General features: G+C 64.1%; 15 protein-coding genes. 13 read left to right on the top strand and 2 right to left on the bottom strand.

The genetic code is table 11. From position 1 onward, the window contains the following. Positions 1-14: 14 nt before the first annotated feature. Positions 15-1475 carry a hypothetical protein gene (locus tag N2602_RS24970; RefSeq protein WP_260379755.1) on the bottom strand — a complete coding sequence of 487 codons (1461 nt, stop codon included), beginning with the start codon at positions 1473-1475 and terminating at the stop codon, positions 15-17. A gap of 301 nt (positions 1476-1776) precedes the next feature. Between N2602_RS24970 and N2602_RS24965 the strand changes: the two genes are divergently transcribed. The 11 genes from N2602_RS24965 to N2602_RS24915 all read left to right on the top strand — a co-directional run bounded on the left by N2602_RS24965 (position 1777) and on the right by N2602_RS24915 (position 12698). Further along, positions 1777-2229 (top strand): DUF2231 domain-containing protein, encoded by a 453-nt coding sequence (locus N2602_RS24965; RefSeq protein ID WP_172783154.1) that lies wholly within the window; start codon positions 1777-1779, stop codon positions 2227-2229. After that, entirely contained in the window at positions 2226-3560 is a 1335-nt protein-coding gene (locus N2602_RS24960) for a sorbosone dehydrogenase family protein (protein WP_260379754.1), read from the top strand. Before N2602_RS24965 ends, N2602_RS24960 begins: the two co-directional genes overlap by 4 nt. Positions 3561-3618: 58 nt before the next feature. Then, positions 3619-3834, top strand: a complete 216-nt coding sequence (locus tag N2602_RS24955) for a hypothetical protein (RefSeq protein ID WP_172783156.1) — start codon at positions 3619-3621, stop codon at positions 3832-3834. Between the two features lie 13 nt (positions 3835-3847). Next, positions 3848-4018: a hypothetical protein gene (locus N2602_RS24950; RefSeq protein ID WP_172783157.1), complete on the top strand. Its 171-nt coding sequence runs from the start codon at positions 3848-3850 to the stop codon at positions 4016-4018. Between the two features lie 370 nt (positions 4019-4388). Further along, positions 4389-5786, top strand: coding sequence for an MFS transporter (locus N2602_RS24945; RefSeq protein WP_212260363.1), 1398 nt, complete (start codon positions 4389-4391; stop codon positions 5784-5786). A gap of 116 nt (positions 5787-5902) precedes the next feature. Beyond that, the gene (locus tag N2602_RS24940) at positions 5903-6730 is read left to right on the top strand and encodes a 3-keto-5-aminohexanoate cleavage protein (protein ID WP_260379753.1); all 828 of its coding nucleotides are present in this window, start codon (positions 5903-5905) and stop codon (positions 6728-6730) included. 131 nt (positions 6731-6861) lie between these two features. Next, positions 6862-8082: an MFS transporter gene (locus N2602_RS24935; protein ID WP_172783160.1), complete on the top strand. Its 1221-nt coding sequence runs from the start codon at positions 6862-6864 to the stop codon at positions 8080-8082. Between the two features lie 102 nt (positions 8083-8184). Continuing rightward, positions 8185-10380 carry a pentapeptide repeat-containing protein gene (locus tag N2602_RS24930; RefSeq protein ID WP_260379752.1) on the top strand — a complete coding sequence of 732 codons (2196 nt, stop codon included), beginning with the start codon at positions 8185-8187 and terminating at the stop codon, positions 10378-10380. 185 nt (positions 10381-10565) lie between these two features. Further along, the gene (locus N2602_RS24925) at positions 10566-11795 is read left to right on the top strand and encodes a CaiB/BaiF CoA-transferase family protein (protein WP_260379751.1); all 1230 of its coding nucleotides are present in this window, start codon (positions 10566-10568) and stop codon (positions 11793-11795) included. A gap of 201 nt (positions 11796-11996) precedes the next feature. Next, positions 11997-12212 carry a hypothetical protein gene (locus N2602_RS24920; protein WP_025037058.1) on the top strand — a complete coding sequence of 72 codons (216 nt, stop codon included), beginning with the start codon at positions 11997-11999 and terminating at the stop codon, positions 12210-12212. A 93-nt stretch (positions 12213-12305) separates the two neighbouring features. Then, on the top strand, positions 12306-12698 hold the full coding sequence (locus N2602_RS24915) for a RidA family protein (protein ID WP_260379750.1): 393 nt from the start codon (positions 12306-12308) through the stop codon (positions 12696-12698). Between the two features lie 182 nt (positions 12699-12880). Here N2602_RS24915 and N2602_RS24910 read toward each other — a convergent pair whose 3' ends face one another. After that, positions 12881-13552 (bottom strand): TetR/AcrR family transcriptional regulator, encoded by a 672-nt coding sequence (locus N2602_RS24910; RefSeq protein WP_260379749.1) that lies wholly within the window; start codon positions 13550-13552, stop codon positions 12881-12883. A gap of 207 nt (positions 13553-13759) precedes the next feature. Here N2602_RS24910 and N2602_RS24905 point away from each other — a divergent pair, with 207 nt between their 5' ends. Both N2602_RS24905 and N2602_RS24900 read left to right on the top strand, forming a co-directional pair. Beyond that, the gene (locus tag N2602_RS24905; protein WP_172783166.1) at positions 13760-14995 is read left to right on the top strand and encodes an acyl-CoA dehydrogenase family protein; all 1236 of its coding nucleotides are present in this window, start codon (positions 13760-13762) and stop codon (positions 14993-14995) included. A 140-nt stretch (positions 14996-15135) separates the two neighbouring features. After that, the gene (locus N2602_RS24900; protein WP_172783167.1) at positions 15136-16194 is read left to right on the top strand and encodes a phosphotransferase family protein; all 1059 of its coding nucleotides are present in this window, start codon (positions 15136-15138) and stop codon (positions 16192-16194) included. Positions 16195-16400: the final 206 nt, after the last annotated feature.

Below are 16400 nucleotides of genomic sequence, written 5' to 3'. Positions count from 1 at the left end.
CCCGCGACGCGCCGTCAGGTCGGTGCTTGGAGCTTGTCAGCGGCGACCGGACGCCCGGTGACGTCGGTGAAGAGCTTGGCCGCTCCTCCCGCTTTGTCGAGGTAGGCCGCTCTTGCACGGGCGGCCTTGTCCTTTGCCTCCTGGGTCTCGGTGGTGGTGTGGGCCGCTTCGCGATAAGCGGCTTCTGCGTTGCGCAGGTCGGTTATGACGGCATTCAGCTGCGTCGCGTTGTTCGAGGTCACGAGCTTTCCTGCGATGTACACCACCTGGCTGAGGCCCAAGATGCCGAGGATGTTCTGCGGGACCGTGAAGGACGCAAGCTGGAACACGCCGCCGGCGAAGAGGGCAAGGCCCACTGCACCGGTGAAGATCAGGCTTTGAAAGCGGTAAACATCAAAGCTGCCGTCACTCGAGATCAAGTCGTAGAAGCTTGGATCGGTCGCAGCTTGGGTCGAGCTCTTGTCGAACCAGCCCTTGTTCATGAGCCATGCCTGATTGGTGGGGTCGAGCGTGGTCTTTGATGATTCTGCTCCCTTGGCCGCAGCCGCCCCGATGCCCGCGATCCCGAGCAATTCCAGGACTGTGGTTGAAAGGTCGGAGAGCACGCCGGTGCGAAGCAGGACATAGGCGAGCATCGCGAAAACCAGAATCGTGAAGAAGAATACCTGGAAGGCCGAAAGGCTCCCGCGATTGTCGGAACCGGCCGTGATCCGGATGGGATTCCAGGCCTTGAGGCCCTCCAGCGTCACGTCGTTCAAACGAGCAAAGGCTTTCGCGGAGAGAAAATAGGCCGCGACCACGATCGCGACCGACAACCAGATGCTCAGTTGGTAGGGACTCAAATAGACCGGCAGATAGGAGACATTGAGCGGCCTTCGTGTGCTGTCGCACTGGTAGATGTAGAGATTGCGGCGGGTCCACCATCCCGCCGCCTCGTTGGGAACATCGATGGAAACGATAGTGTCGCCGGCCTTCAGTAGGCGCTTCACGACGAGATCGTCGGTTTCGCCCGCTCTTCGCGCGCGGGCGCCGTGCCTGACCTCGTCCTGCGGAATTTCCTTATCCTGGAGGAAGACCGCAAAATAATGGGCTTCGGGATCGAGCGAGCTCGCAAGTCCGAATTCGACGACGCTTCCGGCGGGTACGAGATTGCTGTTGTAGATGATTGCCGCGCTGTTGGCCGTATTGGCGAGTGTTTGGAAAACCTCGCCGCCTGCGCAATCGGAAATGTCCGTCCGGGCGCCCGTCGCGTTCTTCCCGTTCGCTTTCTTCGTGTTGGTCGTGTTTTCCTTGGTCGCCGCTTGGACACCCTTCGTTTCGGCGGCGGGGGAGACGGCATCGCCTCCCTGTTGAGCAAAGCAAGGGGCCGCCAACACGGAAGCGGCGAGCAGGGCGGCGAGGACCGTAGTGACGCAGGCAGAAGCCCGGTGACGGCTATCAACTGGCACAATGGCCGATTGCGGGAAATCGAACAAATGTCCCTCCATGAAAAAAAGACGTAAAGCCGCAAAGACAAAATCGAAAACTACCTAAGATGGTACGCGCAACTCGACTCGCCATCGAGGTTCGGAGGCCGCAAGCCACAACTTATGCACAGGAACCTGACGCGCACCTGCCGGCCGAGACTCCGCCTTCGAGCGAGAGTTTGACGACCCCCGGCGGGCATGTCGGCGATGCGCGCGCGTCGTGGCTAAATCGTCGGGCGCGCAAGAGCAGGAACCATCGCGTCCAGCACGAGTTGGCCGGTCGGGCAGGGTGAAGGTCACGAGGCCAATCGTGCAACACGACGAGCGCGTGCGTTCTACCGCGCAGATCGCGGGTCATCCGATTCATCCCATGCTGGTGCCGATCCCGATCGCGTGTTTCGTCGGAGCGCTGCTGACCGACATCGCCTATGTCGCAAGCGCCGAGATCATGTGGGCGGATTTTTCGGCCTGGCTGCTGCTCGCCGGCGTCATCTTCGGCGTGATGGCGGCGATCGCGGGTCTGACCGATTTCCTCGGCAACCGGCTGGTGCGGACGCAGGCGCCGGCCTGGCCGCATCTGATCGGCAATGCGGTGGCGCTGATCGTCGCGATCGTCAACACCATGATCCACATGCGCGATGCCTGGACCTCGGTGTGGCCGAGCGGGCTGGTTCTGTCCGCGCTCACCGTGCTGATCCTGCCGATCGCGGGATGGCTCGGCTGGGCCATGGTCTATCGCCATGGCGTGGGAGTTGCGCGATGAAGTCTGCGATTCCCTGCGCGCTGTTGTGCGCGTCGCTGCTGGGTCTCGCCGGCTGCAACGACGGCAGCGGCGATCCCAACGCGCAAGTCGGCGCCAACCCGGCACTTCCCGAGATCCAGCAATATCTGCTGCCGCCGATCCACATTGCCCGCATCGTCGGCTGGAAGAAGGACGAGACGCCGACGGTCGCGCAGGGCTTGCAGGCCAAGGCCTTCGCCACGAGCCTGCAGCATCCGCGCTCGCTCTACGTTCTTCCGAACGGCGACGTGCTGGTGGTGGAATCCAAGGCGCCGAAGGGCGCCCCGATCAAGCGGCCCAAGGAGATCGTGATGGGCTTCGTCGAGTCCTGGGCGACCTCCGGCGGCGACAGCGGCGAGAGCAACCGCATCACGCTGCTGCGCGACAGCAATGGCGACGGCGTACCGGAGACGCAAAGCGTCTTCCTCGACCATCTCAACTCGCCCTTCGGCGTCGCGCTGGTCGGCAACGATCTCTACGTCGCCAACACCGACGCCATCGTCAGATATCCCTACACGGAAGGGGATACGAAGATCACCGCGCCCGGCACGGTGCTGACGCCGCTGCCGGGCGGTCCGATCAACCATCACTGGACCAAGAGCCTGGTCGCCAGCCCGGACGGCTCGAAGCTCTATGCGGGTGTCGGCTCCAACAGCAACATCACCGAGAACGGCCTGGAGGCCGAGCACAACCGCGCCGCCATCCTCGAGATCGATCGCGCCAGCGGCCGCTGGCGCGTCTTCGCAAGCGGCCTGCGCAATCCCAACGGCCTCAGCTTCGAGCCGCAGACCGGCGCATTGTGGACGGTCGTGAACGAGCGCGACGAGCTCGGTCCCGATCTCGTGCCCGATTACATGACCTCGGTGAAGGACGGCGGCTTCTACGGTTGGCCCTACAGCTATTTCGGCCAGCACGTCGATCCCCGCGTCAGGCCGGAGCGGCCGGATCTCGTCGCCAAGGCGATCGTGCCGGACTACGCGCTGAGCTCGCATGTCGCCCCGCTCGGGCTCGCCTTCAACACCGGCACCAGCCTGCCGGCCGCCTATCGCGGCGGCGCCTTCGTCGGCGAGCACGGCAGTTGGAACAGGCAGGTGCTCAACGGCTACAAGGTCGTGTTCGTGCCGTTCACGGACGGCAAGCCGAGCGGACCGGCGCAGGACGTCGTCACGGGGTTCCTCAACAGCGATAATCAGGCGCGCGGCCGCCCGGTCGGTGTCGCCATCGACAAATCAGGCGCGCTTTTGGTCGCGGACGACAGCGGCAACACGGTCTGGCGGGTAAGCGCGACCCATCCGCAGCTGACGCAACGTTAAGCCCGGTCCTGCGTTGAAGGTCAGACGATGTTTTGAACGCAAAGCCAGGAGTTGGACAATGGGTCTCGCTCAATACGCCATCGTGCCGGTGCAGGACGAATGGGGCGTGCTGCATGACGGCGACGTCAAGAGCCGGTACGCCACCAAGGAAGCCGCCTTCGAGTCCGCGGTCGCCGCGGCCTCCCTGGCCCTCCGTGAGGGCCACGAAGTGCATGTCAGCGTGCCCGGCCGCGAGGCGGGAGGCAACGCGCTCGGCGTCCGGGACAACGCTTGAGAAGGACGACGCGATGACCAAGCCCCGTGAGCCCAACGGCGTCGAGCCATCCCGCTCCGAAGACGACATCCAGCGCGAACAGCTCGGCCCGCGCGGCGTGCCGGGCGCGCCCGATCCGGCCAAGATGACGCCGCAGCGCGAGAAGAAGATGCCGAAGCACGTCGATCCCGGCCACACGGCTTGACGCGGCTCTGCGCAGCTAACTGATCAAACGATCAATCGCACGCGCCGCGCGGCAATCCTCCATCATTTCCGTATACGCATTTGAAATCGAGGCAGTCGGCTTCGATGTCATCGCGCGTGCTGCCGCCGGTCTCCGAGCATAGCTGCTGCCCGGGTGTTCGCCCGCCATAACATCATGTTAGGTTTATCGCATAACTGGGTAATTGTGTTATTCAGGCGAAAGCCTATGCTCCTCCTCACTCAAGACACCGATCGGCAGTGCCAAGCGCTCGCGGAGCTCCGCAGAGCGCGTGGGGATTGCTGCCGAATTTTCCAACGAAGCCCGCCAACGGGACGTCAACAAACAAAACAGATCGGGAGGACATTCTCTGATGGCTACCACGCGTGCGATCCATGACATGAGTCAGTCCAGAAAGGCTGCTGCAAGCGGCTGGATCGGCTCGGCTCTCGAATATTACGACTTCTTCATCTACGCGACGGCGGCGTCGCTGATCTTCCCGCAGATCTTCTTCCCATCCGACAATCCCACCGTCGCGATCGTCGCATCGCTGGCGACCTATGGCGTCGGCTACGTCGCGCGGCCGATCGGGGCGTTCGTGCTCGGTCATTGGGGCGACACGCATGGCCGCAAGACCGTGCTCATCGTCTGCATGTTCCTGATGGGCGTTTCGACGATGGCGGTCGGGTTGCTGCCGACCTATCAGCAAGCCGGCATCCTGGCGCCGATCCTGCTCGTGATGTTGCGACTCGTGCAGGGGTTTGCCGTGGCCGGCGAAATCTCCGGCGCGAGCTCGATGATCCTGGAGCACGCGCCGTTCGGCCGGCGCGGCTTCTATGCGAGCTTCGCTCTTCAGGGCGTGCAGGCCGGACAAATTCTCGCGGCAGCCGTCTTCCTGCCGCTGGCGGCCTACATGCCGACCGAGGCCTTCAACAGCTGGGGCTGGCGCATCCCGTTCCTGCTCAGCTTCTTCGTCATCGTCGCCGGCTACATCATTCGCCGCGAAGTCGACGAGACGCCGGCCTTTGCCCGAGAGGAGAAGCGCGGAGAAACGCCGCGGGCTCCGATCGTCCAGGCCATCCGCTTGAGCTGGCCCGACATGCTCCGGGTCATCTGCATGGCGCTGATGAACGTGATTCCGGTCGTTGCGACCATCTTTGGCGCGGCCTACGCGGTGCAGCCGGCCTATGGTATCGGCTTTGCGAAGGACGTCTATCTCTGGATCCCGGTGCTCGGCAACATGCTGGCCGTGTTCGTCATTCCCTTCGTCGGCCATCTCTCCGACAAGGTCGGCCGCAAGCCTCCGATCATCGTGGGCGCGCTGCTCTCCGGCCTGCTCGCCTTCGGCTATCTCTATGCCATCAGCATCCGGAACGTGCCGCTCGCGATCCTGCTGTCGCTGTTGATGTGGGGCGTGGTCTATCAGGGCTACAACGCGATCTTCCCGAGCTTCTATCCGGAGCTGTTTCCGACCCGCACGAGGGTGTCGGCGATGGCGATCTCGCAGAACATCGGCACCACGATCACCGCATTGCTGCCTGCGTTGTTCGCGACCGTGGCGCCTCCCGGATCGGCCAACATTCCCCTGACGGTCGGGGCGATCGCCTTCGGCATCACGGTCATCGCGGCGCTGGCGGCTGTCACGGCCCGCGAAACCTATCGGGTCAAGATCGACGATCTCGGCAATCCCGAGGCCGTTCCGATGGCCCGGGCCGATTATGAGCGGCAGCGTGCGGCGGCAGCAAGCCGGGCGACCGCACTTCCGACCTGACGGACGAACAAAGGCCCTGTCGCCGCGATTGACCAATGTTGCGGCGGCAGGGTTTCACGCGTAGCAAGACGAGCCGAACGTTGTGCGCGCGAGCGCGAAGATCATGAGGTCGCTGGATGAACCCCGCTGTCATTGCCGTCGCCATCACCGGCTCCGTTCCGCGCAAGAAGGACAATCCGGCCGTGCCGATCCTGCCCTCCGAACAGATCGAATCGACGCACCAGGCCTTCGAGGCGGGCGCCACGCTCGCCCATATCCACGTCCGCAACGATGACGAGACGCCGTCCTCCGACCCCGAGCGTTTTGCTCAGGTGCAGGAGGGCATCAAGAAGCATTGTCCCGGAATGATCGTCCAGTTCTCGACCGGCGGGCGGGGCCGCGATCCCTCGGCGCGCGGATCGGCGCTCTACCTCAAGCCCGACATGGCCTCGCTGTCGACGGGATCGGTGAACTTTCCGACCATCGTCTACGAGAACAGCGCCGCGCTGGTCGAGACGCTCGCCACCGGCATGAAGGCGAACGGCATCCGGCCAGAAATCGAGATTTTCGATCTGTCGCATCTGCATGGCGCCCGCCGCCTGATCGAGGCGGGCCTCATCGACGCGCGTCCGCACGTGCAGTTCGTCATGGGCGTCAAGAACGCGATGCCGGCGGACGAGCATGTGCTCGACATTCTCCTGGGCGAGCTCAGGCGGCTGATCCCGAAGGCGACCTGGACCGCGGCCGGAATCGGCCGCCACCAGGCGGAGGTCATGGGCTGGGCGCTCACCCGCGGCGCGGACGCGGTCCGCACCGGGCTCGAGGACAATATCCGCATCGACAAGACCCGCCTTGCTGCCAGCAATGCCGAGCTCGTGACCTTGGCCTGCGAGGCGGTCGCGCGCCATGGCCGGCGCGTTGCGACCGCGACCGAAGCGCGATCGCTGCTCGCCATCGCAGGGTAGGGCGACTTCCTCGCCTGACATGCTTCCGGCTGCCGCCTGCCATTCGGCGGCCGGCGTTCCGGTGCGCCGAGTCTCCGAGTAGACAGGTGCTACAGGCGTACTCGGCGCCTGCCGGGCAGGCGACGTTTGGAATGCAGTTCTTGAAATCTGACGGCAGGCTCATCGGGGTCCTGCTGGTGCTTGCGATCACGCAGCTGGTCGGATGGGGCACGATCGGGCTTCCCGCCATCGTCGGGCGCGATCTCGCCGCCGATCTCGGCATGAGCCTGCCGGCAGTGTTCGCCGGGACGTCCGTCCTCTACGTCTCGATGGGGCTGTGCGGCCCGTTGCTCGCCAAATCGTTTGCGCGGCACGGGGCGCGGACGGTCATGATGGTCGGCACGATCGTCACTGCGCCGGGCTTCGTGCTGCTGTCGCTCGCGCGCGAGCCGATGCTGTATTTCGCCGCATGGATCATCCTCGGCATCGCCGGCAGCGCGACGCTGTCGACCGGCGCCTACATCATGTTGAACGAGATCGCGGGGCGGCAGGCCAAGAACGCGATCGGCGCGCTGATGCTGGTGACGGGCCTGTCCAGCAGCATCTTCTGGCCAACGACCTCGTTCCTGAGCGGTCACCTCGGCTGGCGGGGGACATGCCTGGTCTACGCGGCGATGATGCTCCTCGTCAGCCTCCCGCTCTATGCGTTCGCCGCGCCGCGCCGGAAGATCGCAAAGGACGATGGCGCCGCGCCGGCGAAGCGGCTGCCGCCACCCGCGATTGCACGGAGCACGTTCGGCCTCGTCGTCGCCGCAATCACGCTGAACGCCTTCGTCAATTTCGGCATCGGCGCGATCCTGATCGAGCTGCTCCGGGCGGAGGGGCTGGCGCCGGCTCAGGCGCTTTTGTTCGGCTCGATGCTGGGCGTGATCCAGGTCAGCGCCCGCGGACTGGATTTCCTCGGCGGCGGGCGATGGGACGGCATCACCACCGGGCTCGTCGCGGGCAGCGCCTTGCCGGTCGCCATGCTGCTGCTGATGACGAGCGAGGGCGCCACCTGGGCGGTGGCGGTCTTCATCCTGCTCTATGGCGCCGGCAGCGGCGCAATGGCGGTGGCGCGGGCGACCATCCCGCTCGTGTTCTACGACCAGGCCGAGTTCGCCAAGGCGATGTCGATGATCGCGCTGCCGCTCAATCTGGCCTCCGCGATCTCGCCGCCGCTCCTGGTCGGTCTGCTCACCCAATTCGGCAGCCGCGGCGCGCTCGGCCTGACGCTGGCGTTCTCCTGCGCGACGGTGCTGATCCTGGTTCTGCTCGCTCGACGCCGGCCGCGAGCGGGGGCGGCCGGTGCGGTGTCAGGAATACACCCATAGATTGCCTACCCCCTTTCGGATAAAGTCGGCAGGGCCGCCTTGTGCGGCGATATTGCCGTTTGCTCTTTATTTCGGTCGCTTCGTCCGAAAGCGGTTTCAGCGATGACGGATCCGGTGGTGCCTGCAGGAGGTCCCGAGCCGTCCGCAGGCACCAATCCGGCGCCTGCGGACGCGCCTGCCGGGCATGCGTCTCCCCAGCCGAAGCCGGGCCTGCCGGCATTTGCTTCCAAGGCGAACGATCTCGACGCATTGCGCGGCGCGGTCGTCGATGCAGCAAATGTCAGCGCCGGCCTCTGGCTCAGCTATCTCTTCGTGCTGCTGTATCTCGCCATCGCAGCCGGCAGCGTGACCCATCGCGATCTCCTGTTCGAGAAATCGGTCAAGCTTCCGTTCCTGAATGTCGAACTGCCCCTAGTCGCCTTCTTCATCATGGGGCCGGCCCTTTTCCTCGTCGTCCATGCCTATGTGCTGCTGCATTTCATGCTGCTCGCCGACAAGGCGGGCGCCTTCCACCAGCAGCTCCGGCTGCAAATCGACGATGATGACATCCGCGCGAGCTTGCGCCGGCAATTGCCGAGCAACGTCTTCGTTCAATTCGTCGCCGGGCCTCCCGGCGTCCGATCGGGCGGAGTAGGTTTAATGTTTCGCCTCATTGCGCAGATCAGCTTGATCGTGCTGCCGATCGGGTTGTTGATGCTGTTTCAGCTCCAGTTCCTGGCCTATCACAGCGAGCAAGTCACCTGGTGGCAGCGGGTGGCCGTGGTGATCGACCTCGCTCTCATCTGGGCGATATGGCCCTCGATCAACCGGGGACGGATCGCGCGTCTCAGGTTACGCAATAGCCTGCGGTGGCCTGTTGAGGGGGCGGTTGTGGCAAGCGCGCTGGTGATACTGATGATCGGCGCGCTTGCGACATTCCCGGGGGAATGGCTGCATTCGGCGCTGCCGGCCCTGCGGTTTATCCCGGCCTCATGGGTGTCGCCGGCACTTCCGGCAAAGGCCGAGCAACACTCGCGCGAGGCCAAATTCCTGTCCCTGCATACGCTGCTGGTTGCAGGAGACGTCGATGCGGTGACGCGCAGGCCCGTAAGCGTCTGGTCCAACCGCCTTGTGCTGCCGGAGTTCAGTGCAGCGTCGTCCTCTAGCGAGCCGATGTCCTTGCGAGGCCGGCGACTGGAAGGGGCCGTGCTGACCGCGGCTCGGTTCACGGGTGTCGATTTCACCGGGGCCTATCTTCAGGAGGTCAATTTCGACGGTGCGGACCTGCGAGGTGCGCAATTCGGATGCGGCGAGACGCAGTTTGTCAGGACTGACTCGAACGGCAATGAAAAGCCGTGGGAGCATGACTGGGTCGACAATCTGACTTCGAGACTCGCCAATCCGCACGACAAACATGATTGCACCTGGCTTCGCGCAGCCTCCATGAGAAACGCTTCGCTGCAGGGAGCCCTGTTGGATGGGGCGCAAATGCAGGGGGCCGATCTGACCCGGGCTCATCTGCATGGGGCATCGATGCAGCTGGCCAATCTGGATGGAGCCTCACTGTTTCGCGCTGAATTGCCGGGCGCCTCGCTCAGCGGCGCGTCCCTGATCGGTGCGGATCTGCAAACGACGAAAATGTACGGTGTAACGTTCCTGCTCTCCGATCTGTCGGCGGCCAAACTGAATTTTGCCGATCTCCAGGGCACCGAGTTCGCCGCGGCCAGATTAGAGGGGGCCAGACTTCAGGCATCATTCTTCTGGAGAAGCAGGCCTCCAAATCCGCTGACCGACGCCGCCGTCCAACCCTGGGTTCGCATTCCGGTTTTCGATCAAACCTATCGGGGCAACAGATTCGTGCCATGCAAGGGGATGGTCGGGAACGCTTGCCCCTGGACGAATGAGACGTTCGAAGCGCTCAAGCAATCGCTTCAGGACGGCATTTCCGATGTCAGGCGCCGAAACGATGCGATCAAGCGCATTAGTATCCTTGATCCGGCTGTGTCCGACCAGCCTGAGTCTCGCCGGCCCTCAGTCTGGGAAGATCTGGAGCACAAAGCGCCGAGCGAGCCCAATTTCCTGAAGACGCGCGCGAAGCATCTGCATCGAGCGTGTTGCCGCGATGGCGGCATTTACGTCCTGCGCGCGTTGCTGAAGCGCCGGTTCGATGACATTCTGCTCGAGGACAGGGACGTGCTGAAGGAATTCGCGGGCGACTTGCTGGACGGCAAGTCCTGTCCGGAAATGAACAAGCTGAGTTCGCAGGACAGAGCTCTGCTCGAACGTGTGAGGACGAGCACAGCTTCCTTCGCACCGTAGGCCAAGGGTGTGCCGAAGAACACGCGGGACCGGGCGGAATACCGCCGTGCGGAACGCCCTGCGGAGCAGCGTCCGAGGATAGCCGTATGCCCGGAGCGCAGGACTCAGCGCGAGAAAAATGGTGTATCCGCAAGGGATCCGGCCGCTTTGAGCCGCCAAGATCTAGTTCCCCGGAGGAAATCGACATGTCGGCCCTGCCGCTCTCAGGCATCAAGATCCTTGACCTCACCCGCGTGCTGGCCGGGCCGCTGTCGGCCCAGATGCTGGGCGATCTCGGTGCGGAGGTGATCAAGATCGAGCGGCCGGGCACCGGCGACGATGCGCGCGCTTTCGGCCCGCCTTACCTGGCCGACCCCGAGGGCAAGGCCAACAACAACAATTCGTTCTATCTCTGCGCCAACCGCAACAAGAAGTCGGTCACCGTCAACATCGCCAAGCCCGAAGGGCAGGCGATCGTCCGCGAGCTCGCCAAGGACGCCGACGTCTTCATGGAGAATTACAAGGTCGGCGATCTCAAGCGTTACGGCCTCGACTACGAGACCATCAAGGCGATCAATCCCGGCATCATCTATTGCTCGGTGACCGGCTTCGGCCAGACCGGACCCTATGCGCCGCGCGCCGGCTACGACGCCATCCTGCAGGCGATGGGCGGGCTGATGAGCGTCACAGGCCATATCGACGGCGAGCCTGGCGAGGGCCCGATGAAGGTCGGCCCGTCGATCGTCGATTACATGACCGGCATGAACGCCTCGATCGGAATTCTCTCGGCGCTCTACCATCGCGACGCCAGGGGCGGCCAGGGACAGCACATCGACGTCTGCCTGTTCGATACCGTGATCGCATCCTTGTCGCACTGGCTGCAGATCTATCTCGTCAACGGCAAGACGCCGCCGCGCCGCGGCACCTGGGGCAATGGCGGCATGCCGGCCGGCGTGTTCCGCTGCGCCGACGGCGAGCTGATGCTGGTGGTCGGCAATGACGGCCAGTTTCAGCGCACCTGCGCCGTGCTCGGCGCGCCCGAGCTCGCGAACGATCCGCGCTTCGTCAAGAACAACGACCGCGTCGTGCACGGCAAGGAGATCATGGCGATCTTCGCCGGCCTGTTCCTGAAGCAAAAGGTAGCCTACTGGCTGGACAAGCTGGAGGAGGCCGGTGTGCCCTCGGGGCCGATCAACAATTTCGAGCAGGTGTTCTCCGACCCGCACGTCCAGTCGCGCGGGATGCGGGTGAAGGTCAACCACCCCTTCGAGCCCGATCTGTCGCTGGTCCGCAACGCGCTGACGCTCTCGGAGACCCCGATCAAGGACTACCGTGCCCCGCCGCTTCTGGGCGAGCACACACAGGAGGTGCTGGGCGGCAAGCTCGGCTATGATGCCGGCAAGATCGAGGCGCTGAAGCAGCAGGGCATCATCTGACTCTCTCTGTTCCCGCCGCCGAGAGGCCGGAATTCAGGCGCAGCGCGACTGTTGCGACAGCCATGGACGCGCGCGCCATGTTGGGGCTTGCGTGAAGCTTGCCCACAATCCCCAGCTAATCCCGGTCCATAGTCGCACAGGCTTCCGCTTTGCCTCAGACTCTGTTTCGATCTCTCCACTTGAGTTCGGGGAGGGAAGTGAATGTCCTACACGATCGGGTTCCAGGCCAAGGACCAGAAGGCCGTTCTGGCGACCGAGGCGGCCACCGCCAATCAGGCCGTCGCCATCATTGCCGCGCTGCGGCAGAGCGCTGACGAGATCAAGTTCATCCGCTCACCGCAGGAAGGTGAGATGGGAATCGAGATGCTGCTGCTGCTCGCCAAGGAAGAGGCCGAGGAGATGCCGCAGCGGGCGTAGTTCCCCGCATCCACACTTCGAGCTTAAGCGAACCATGCCGGCTACGATTAGTGTAGTCAGCGGATAGACTCGCTCGAACCGAAGGTGGCCGCCATGAAACGCGAAGCGCTCCGCGTCGAACCGATCTCGTCGTTCCTCGATCGCTGGAAGGCGCCGACCTCGCCGGTGACGCGCGCCGGCAACATGATCTTCGTCTCCGGCCTGCCACCGTTCGACCCCGGCACCGGCGAGATCGCCGTTGCCCCGATCGAGCGCCAGAGCGAGATCATCATGGAGCAGATGAAGCTGTGCCTCGAGACGGCCGGCGCCTCCCTCGACAACGTCATGAAGTGCAACGTCTACTGCACCTCCACAAAACACTTCGCGGCCTTCAACGCGGTCTATGCGCGTTACTTCCCGCATGACGCGCCGGCGCGGATCTTCGTCTGCACGCCGGAATGGTTTGGCCCCTTCGACGTCGAGATTGACTGCATCGCGATGATGTGAGGTGGTGGCTTCACCTCTCCCCGCTTGCGGGGAGAGGTCGGATTGCATCGAAGATGCAATCCGGGGAGGGGGGTACAGGTGCCTCGAAAGTCTCACGCGCGGAGAGAGGCCCCTCACCCCAACCCTCTCCCCGTAAGAACGGGGCGAGGGAGCACACCGTCGCTGCGGCGGCGGCTCGATCTTCAACGCGCATCCCGCACCAATGTACGCGCCGGCGCTTTGCTCTCCGCCCGCCCCGCCGTCAGGGCCATCGTCGCCACGCTGACGACGCGCGCGACCACGTCCTCGACGTCGTCGAGATCGCATTTGCCTTCCGACAGCTTGGTCAGCCGCTCGCTCTCGCGGATGGTGTGATGCGCCATCGCGAGCGCGAAGTTGAGGCCCCAATAGATGTCGACGTCGCTGCGGTCGGGCAGGGACCGTCGCATCGCGCCGGCGAATTTGCGCAAATGGTCGATCTCGCGGTTCTTGATGCGCCGGATCGGCGGCACGGATTCGATCGAGGCGCGGATCATGAAGCGCGCGGCGGTCGAGCGCTGGTTCTCCGGCCCCAGGCAACCGCGCAAGGTCGGCCCGACCAGCGCGCGCAGGATCACCTCGATCGGCGCGCGGCCGCCGCCTTGCTCCTCCGCCGCCTTCAATTCGCGCAGGCGCTCGCGGTTGGTGGCGATCGACCGCGTGACGAACAGTTCCGCGATCAGCTCGTCCTTGGAGCCGAAATGATAGTTCACCGCGGCGAGGTTGACGCCGGCCTCCGCGACGATGTCGCGCAGCGTCACGTCGCCGAAGCCGCGGTCGGCATAGAGCCGTTCGGCGGCGGCGAGAATGGCAGACCTCGTATGATCGCTGGCCATGGATGCCCTCGGGGAGGGAGTTGCAATTCAAACAGTTGTATGAAACTATCGTTTGAAGGCCGGGAAAAGTCAATCCGCAATCGGGACTCGTTCGCAAAAGCGGCTGGGTTTCGGCGGGTCCGCAGCGCCGGCGCATTCGCGCTTGCGGGTCACGCGATGCGGGAGGACAGTCCGGGCAAAAGGACTAGCGAAAGAGAGGAGCGTCCCATGGACTTCGATATGTCGCCCAAGCAGAAGGAATGGCTCGACCGCGTGCGGTCCTTCATGGCCAAGCACGTGCGCCCGGCTGTGCCGATCTACGATCAGCAGGACAAGAGCGGCGACCGCTGGAAGGTGATCCCGGTCCTCGAGGACCTCAAGAAGAAGGCGAAGGCCGAAGGCCTCTGGAACATGTTCATGCCGCCGAGCGAGCATGAGGACGACGAATTCCGCGGCGCGGGACTGACCAATCTCGAATACGCGCTTTTGTCGGAAGAGATGGGCCGCATCACCTGGGCCTCGGAAGTGTTCAATTGTTCCGCGCCCGACACCGGCAACATGGAAGTGTTCATCCGCTACGGCACCAAGGAGCAGAAGCGGAAATGGCTGCGCCCGCTGATGGACGGTGAGATCCGCTCCGCCTTCCTGATGACGGAACCGGCGGTCGCCTCGTCCGACGCCACCAACATCGAGACCCGCATCGAGCGCGACGGCGACCATTACGTCATCAACGGCCGCAAATGGTGGTCGTCCGGCGTCGGCGATCCCCGCTGCAAGATCGCGATCCTGATGGGCAAGACCGACTTCAAGGCGGCCAAGCACCAGCAGCAGTCGCAGATCCTGGTTCCGCTCGACACGCCAGGCATCAAGGTGGAGAAGATGCTGCCCGTGTTCGGCTTCGACGACGCGCCCCACGGCCATGCCCAGGTGCTGCTCGAGAACGTGCGCGTGCCGAAGGAGAACATCCTGCTCGGCGAAGGCCGCGGCTTCGAGATCGCGCAGGGCCGTCTCGGTCCGGGCCGTATCCATCACTGCATGCGCACCATCGGCAAGGCCGAGGAGGCGCTGGAGAAGATGGTGAAGCGGCTCGCATCGCGCACCGCGTTCGGCAAGAAGATCGTCGAGCACTCTGTGTGGGAACAGCGCATCGGCGAAGCCCGGACCAACATCGAGATGACGCGGCTTCTGTGCCTCAAGGCGGCCGACATGATGGACAAGGTCGGCAACAAGACCGCGCAGGCCGAGATCGCCATGATCAAGGTCGCCGCGCCCAACATGGCGTTGAAGATCATCGACGAGGCGATCCAGGCCTTCGGCGGCGGCGGCGTCTCGGATGAAGCGGGCCTTGCCAAGGACTACGCCCACATCCGCACGCTGCGGCTCGCCGACGGCCCGGACGAGGTGCACAACCGCGCCATTGCCAGGCTCGAGCTTCGGAAGTATGCAAACTCTCCAAGTCACTGAGAGGGAGGGCCCGACGGCGCTCCCGACCTGAAGCAACGACAGGGCTTGATCCGGTGACCGCTTGACGCAAGTGCGTCAGCGGTTACCGATTAGGATCATGCTCGATCTGAAATGGTCAGGACTGAAGAGGGAGCGTCACCGTGGCTGACGGCGTCAGGAAAGACGAAGAGTTCTCGGGCACCAAGCCGGTGGAGGAGCGGCATCGTTTCGACGAGCTGCGCCTCGAGGCGTGGATGCGCGAGCACGTCGAAGGTTATGAAGGCCCGCTGGTCGTGCTCCAGTTCAAGGGCGGCCAGTCCAACCCGACCTATCGCCTTAACACGCCGAACCGCTCCTACGTGATGCGCCGCAAGCCGTTCGGCAAGCTGCTGCCCTCGGCGCATGCGGTCGACCGCGAATATCGCGTCATCGCGGCCCTTGGAAAGCAGGGCTTTCCGGTCGCGCGCGCCTATGCGCTGTGCCAGGACGACGGCGTCATCGGCGCGGCCTTCTACATCATGTCGATGGAGGAGGGGCGCGTGTTCTGGGATCCGACGTTGCCGAGCCAGGACAACGATGCGCGCCGAAAGATCTTCACCAGCAAGATCGAGACGCTGGCGAAGCTCCACATGTTCGACCCCGTCGCCATCGGCCTTGGCGACTTCGGCAAGCCCGGCAACTATTTTGCGCGGCAGATCGACCGCTGGACCAAGCAGTACCGGGCGTCCGAGACCCAGCACATTCCCGAGTTCGAGAAGGTCGCCGAATGGCTGCCCAGGACCGTGCCGGAGCAGGCGCGCGTCTCGATCGTCCATGGCGATTACCGCCTCGACAACATGATTTTCCACGCGACGGAACCGCGCGTGCAGGCCGTGCTGGACTGGGAGCTGTCGACGCTCGGCGATCCCATGGCCGACTTCACCTATCTCTTGATGCAATGGATCATGCCGGGCCTCGAGGGTGCCGACCTCAAGGCGCTCAACATCCCGAGCCTGGAAGAGGCCGCGCAGATCTATTGCGACGTCACAAAGATGACGGTGCCTGATCTCAACTGGTATTTCGCCTACAATTTGTTCCGTCTTGCCGGCATCACCCAGGGCATCGCCGGCCGCGTCCGCGACGGCACCGCCGCCAACGCCAAGGCGCTGGAGTCAGCCAAGCGCACCGTGCCGCTGTCAAAGGCCTCATGGGAATACGCGCAGAAGGCGGGCGCGGTGTAGAAACAACGAAGGCGCGGCTGATGGCCGCGCCTTTTTTCTTCGCGGCTGGTTTCGTAGGGTGGGCAAAGGCGCGTAGCGCCGTGCCCACCATCTCTCCGCGATCACACGAAAACGGTGGGCACGCTTCGCTTTGCCCACCCTACGGCACCTACGCTTCGTAGTCTCCGTCATTGCGAGCGCAGCGAAGCAATCCAGGTTCTTTCCGC

The organism is Bradyrhizobium sp. NC92 (genome assembly GCF_025200865.1).
Taxonomy (GTDB): domain Bacteria; phylum Pseudomonadota; class Alphaproteobacteria; order Rhizobiales; family Xanthobacteraceae; genus Bradyrhizobium.
This window is presented reverse-complemented; position numbering and strand designations above follow the sequence as displayed.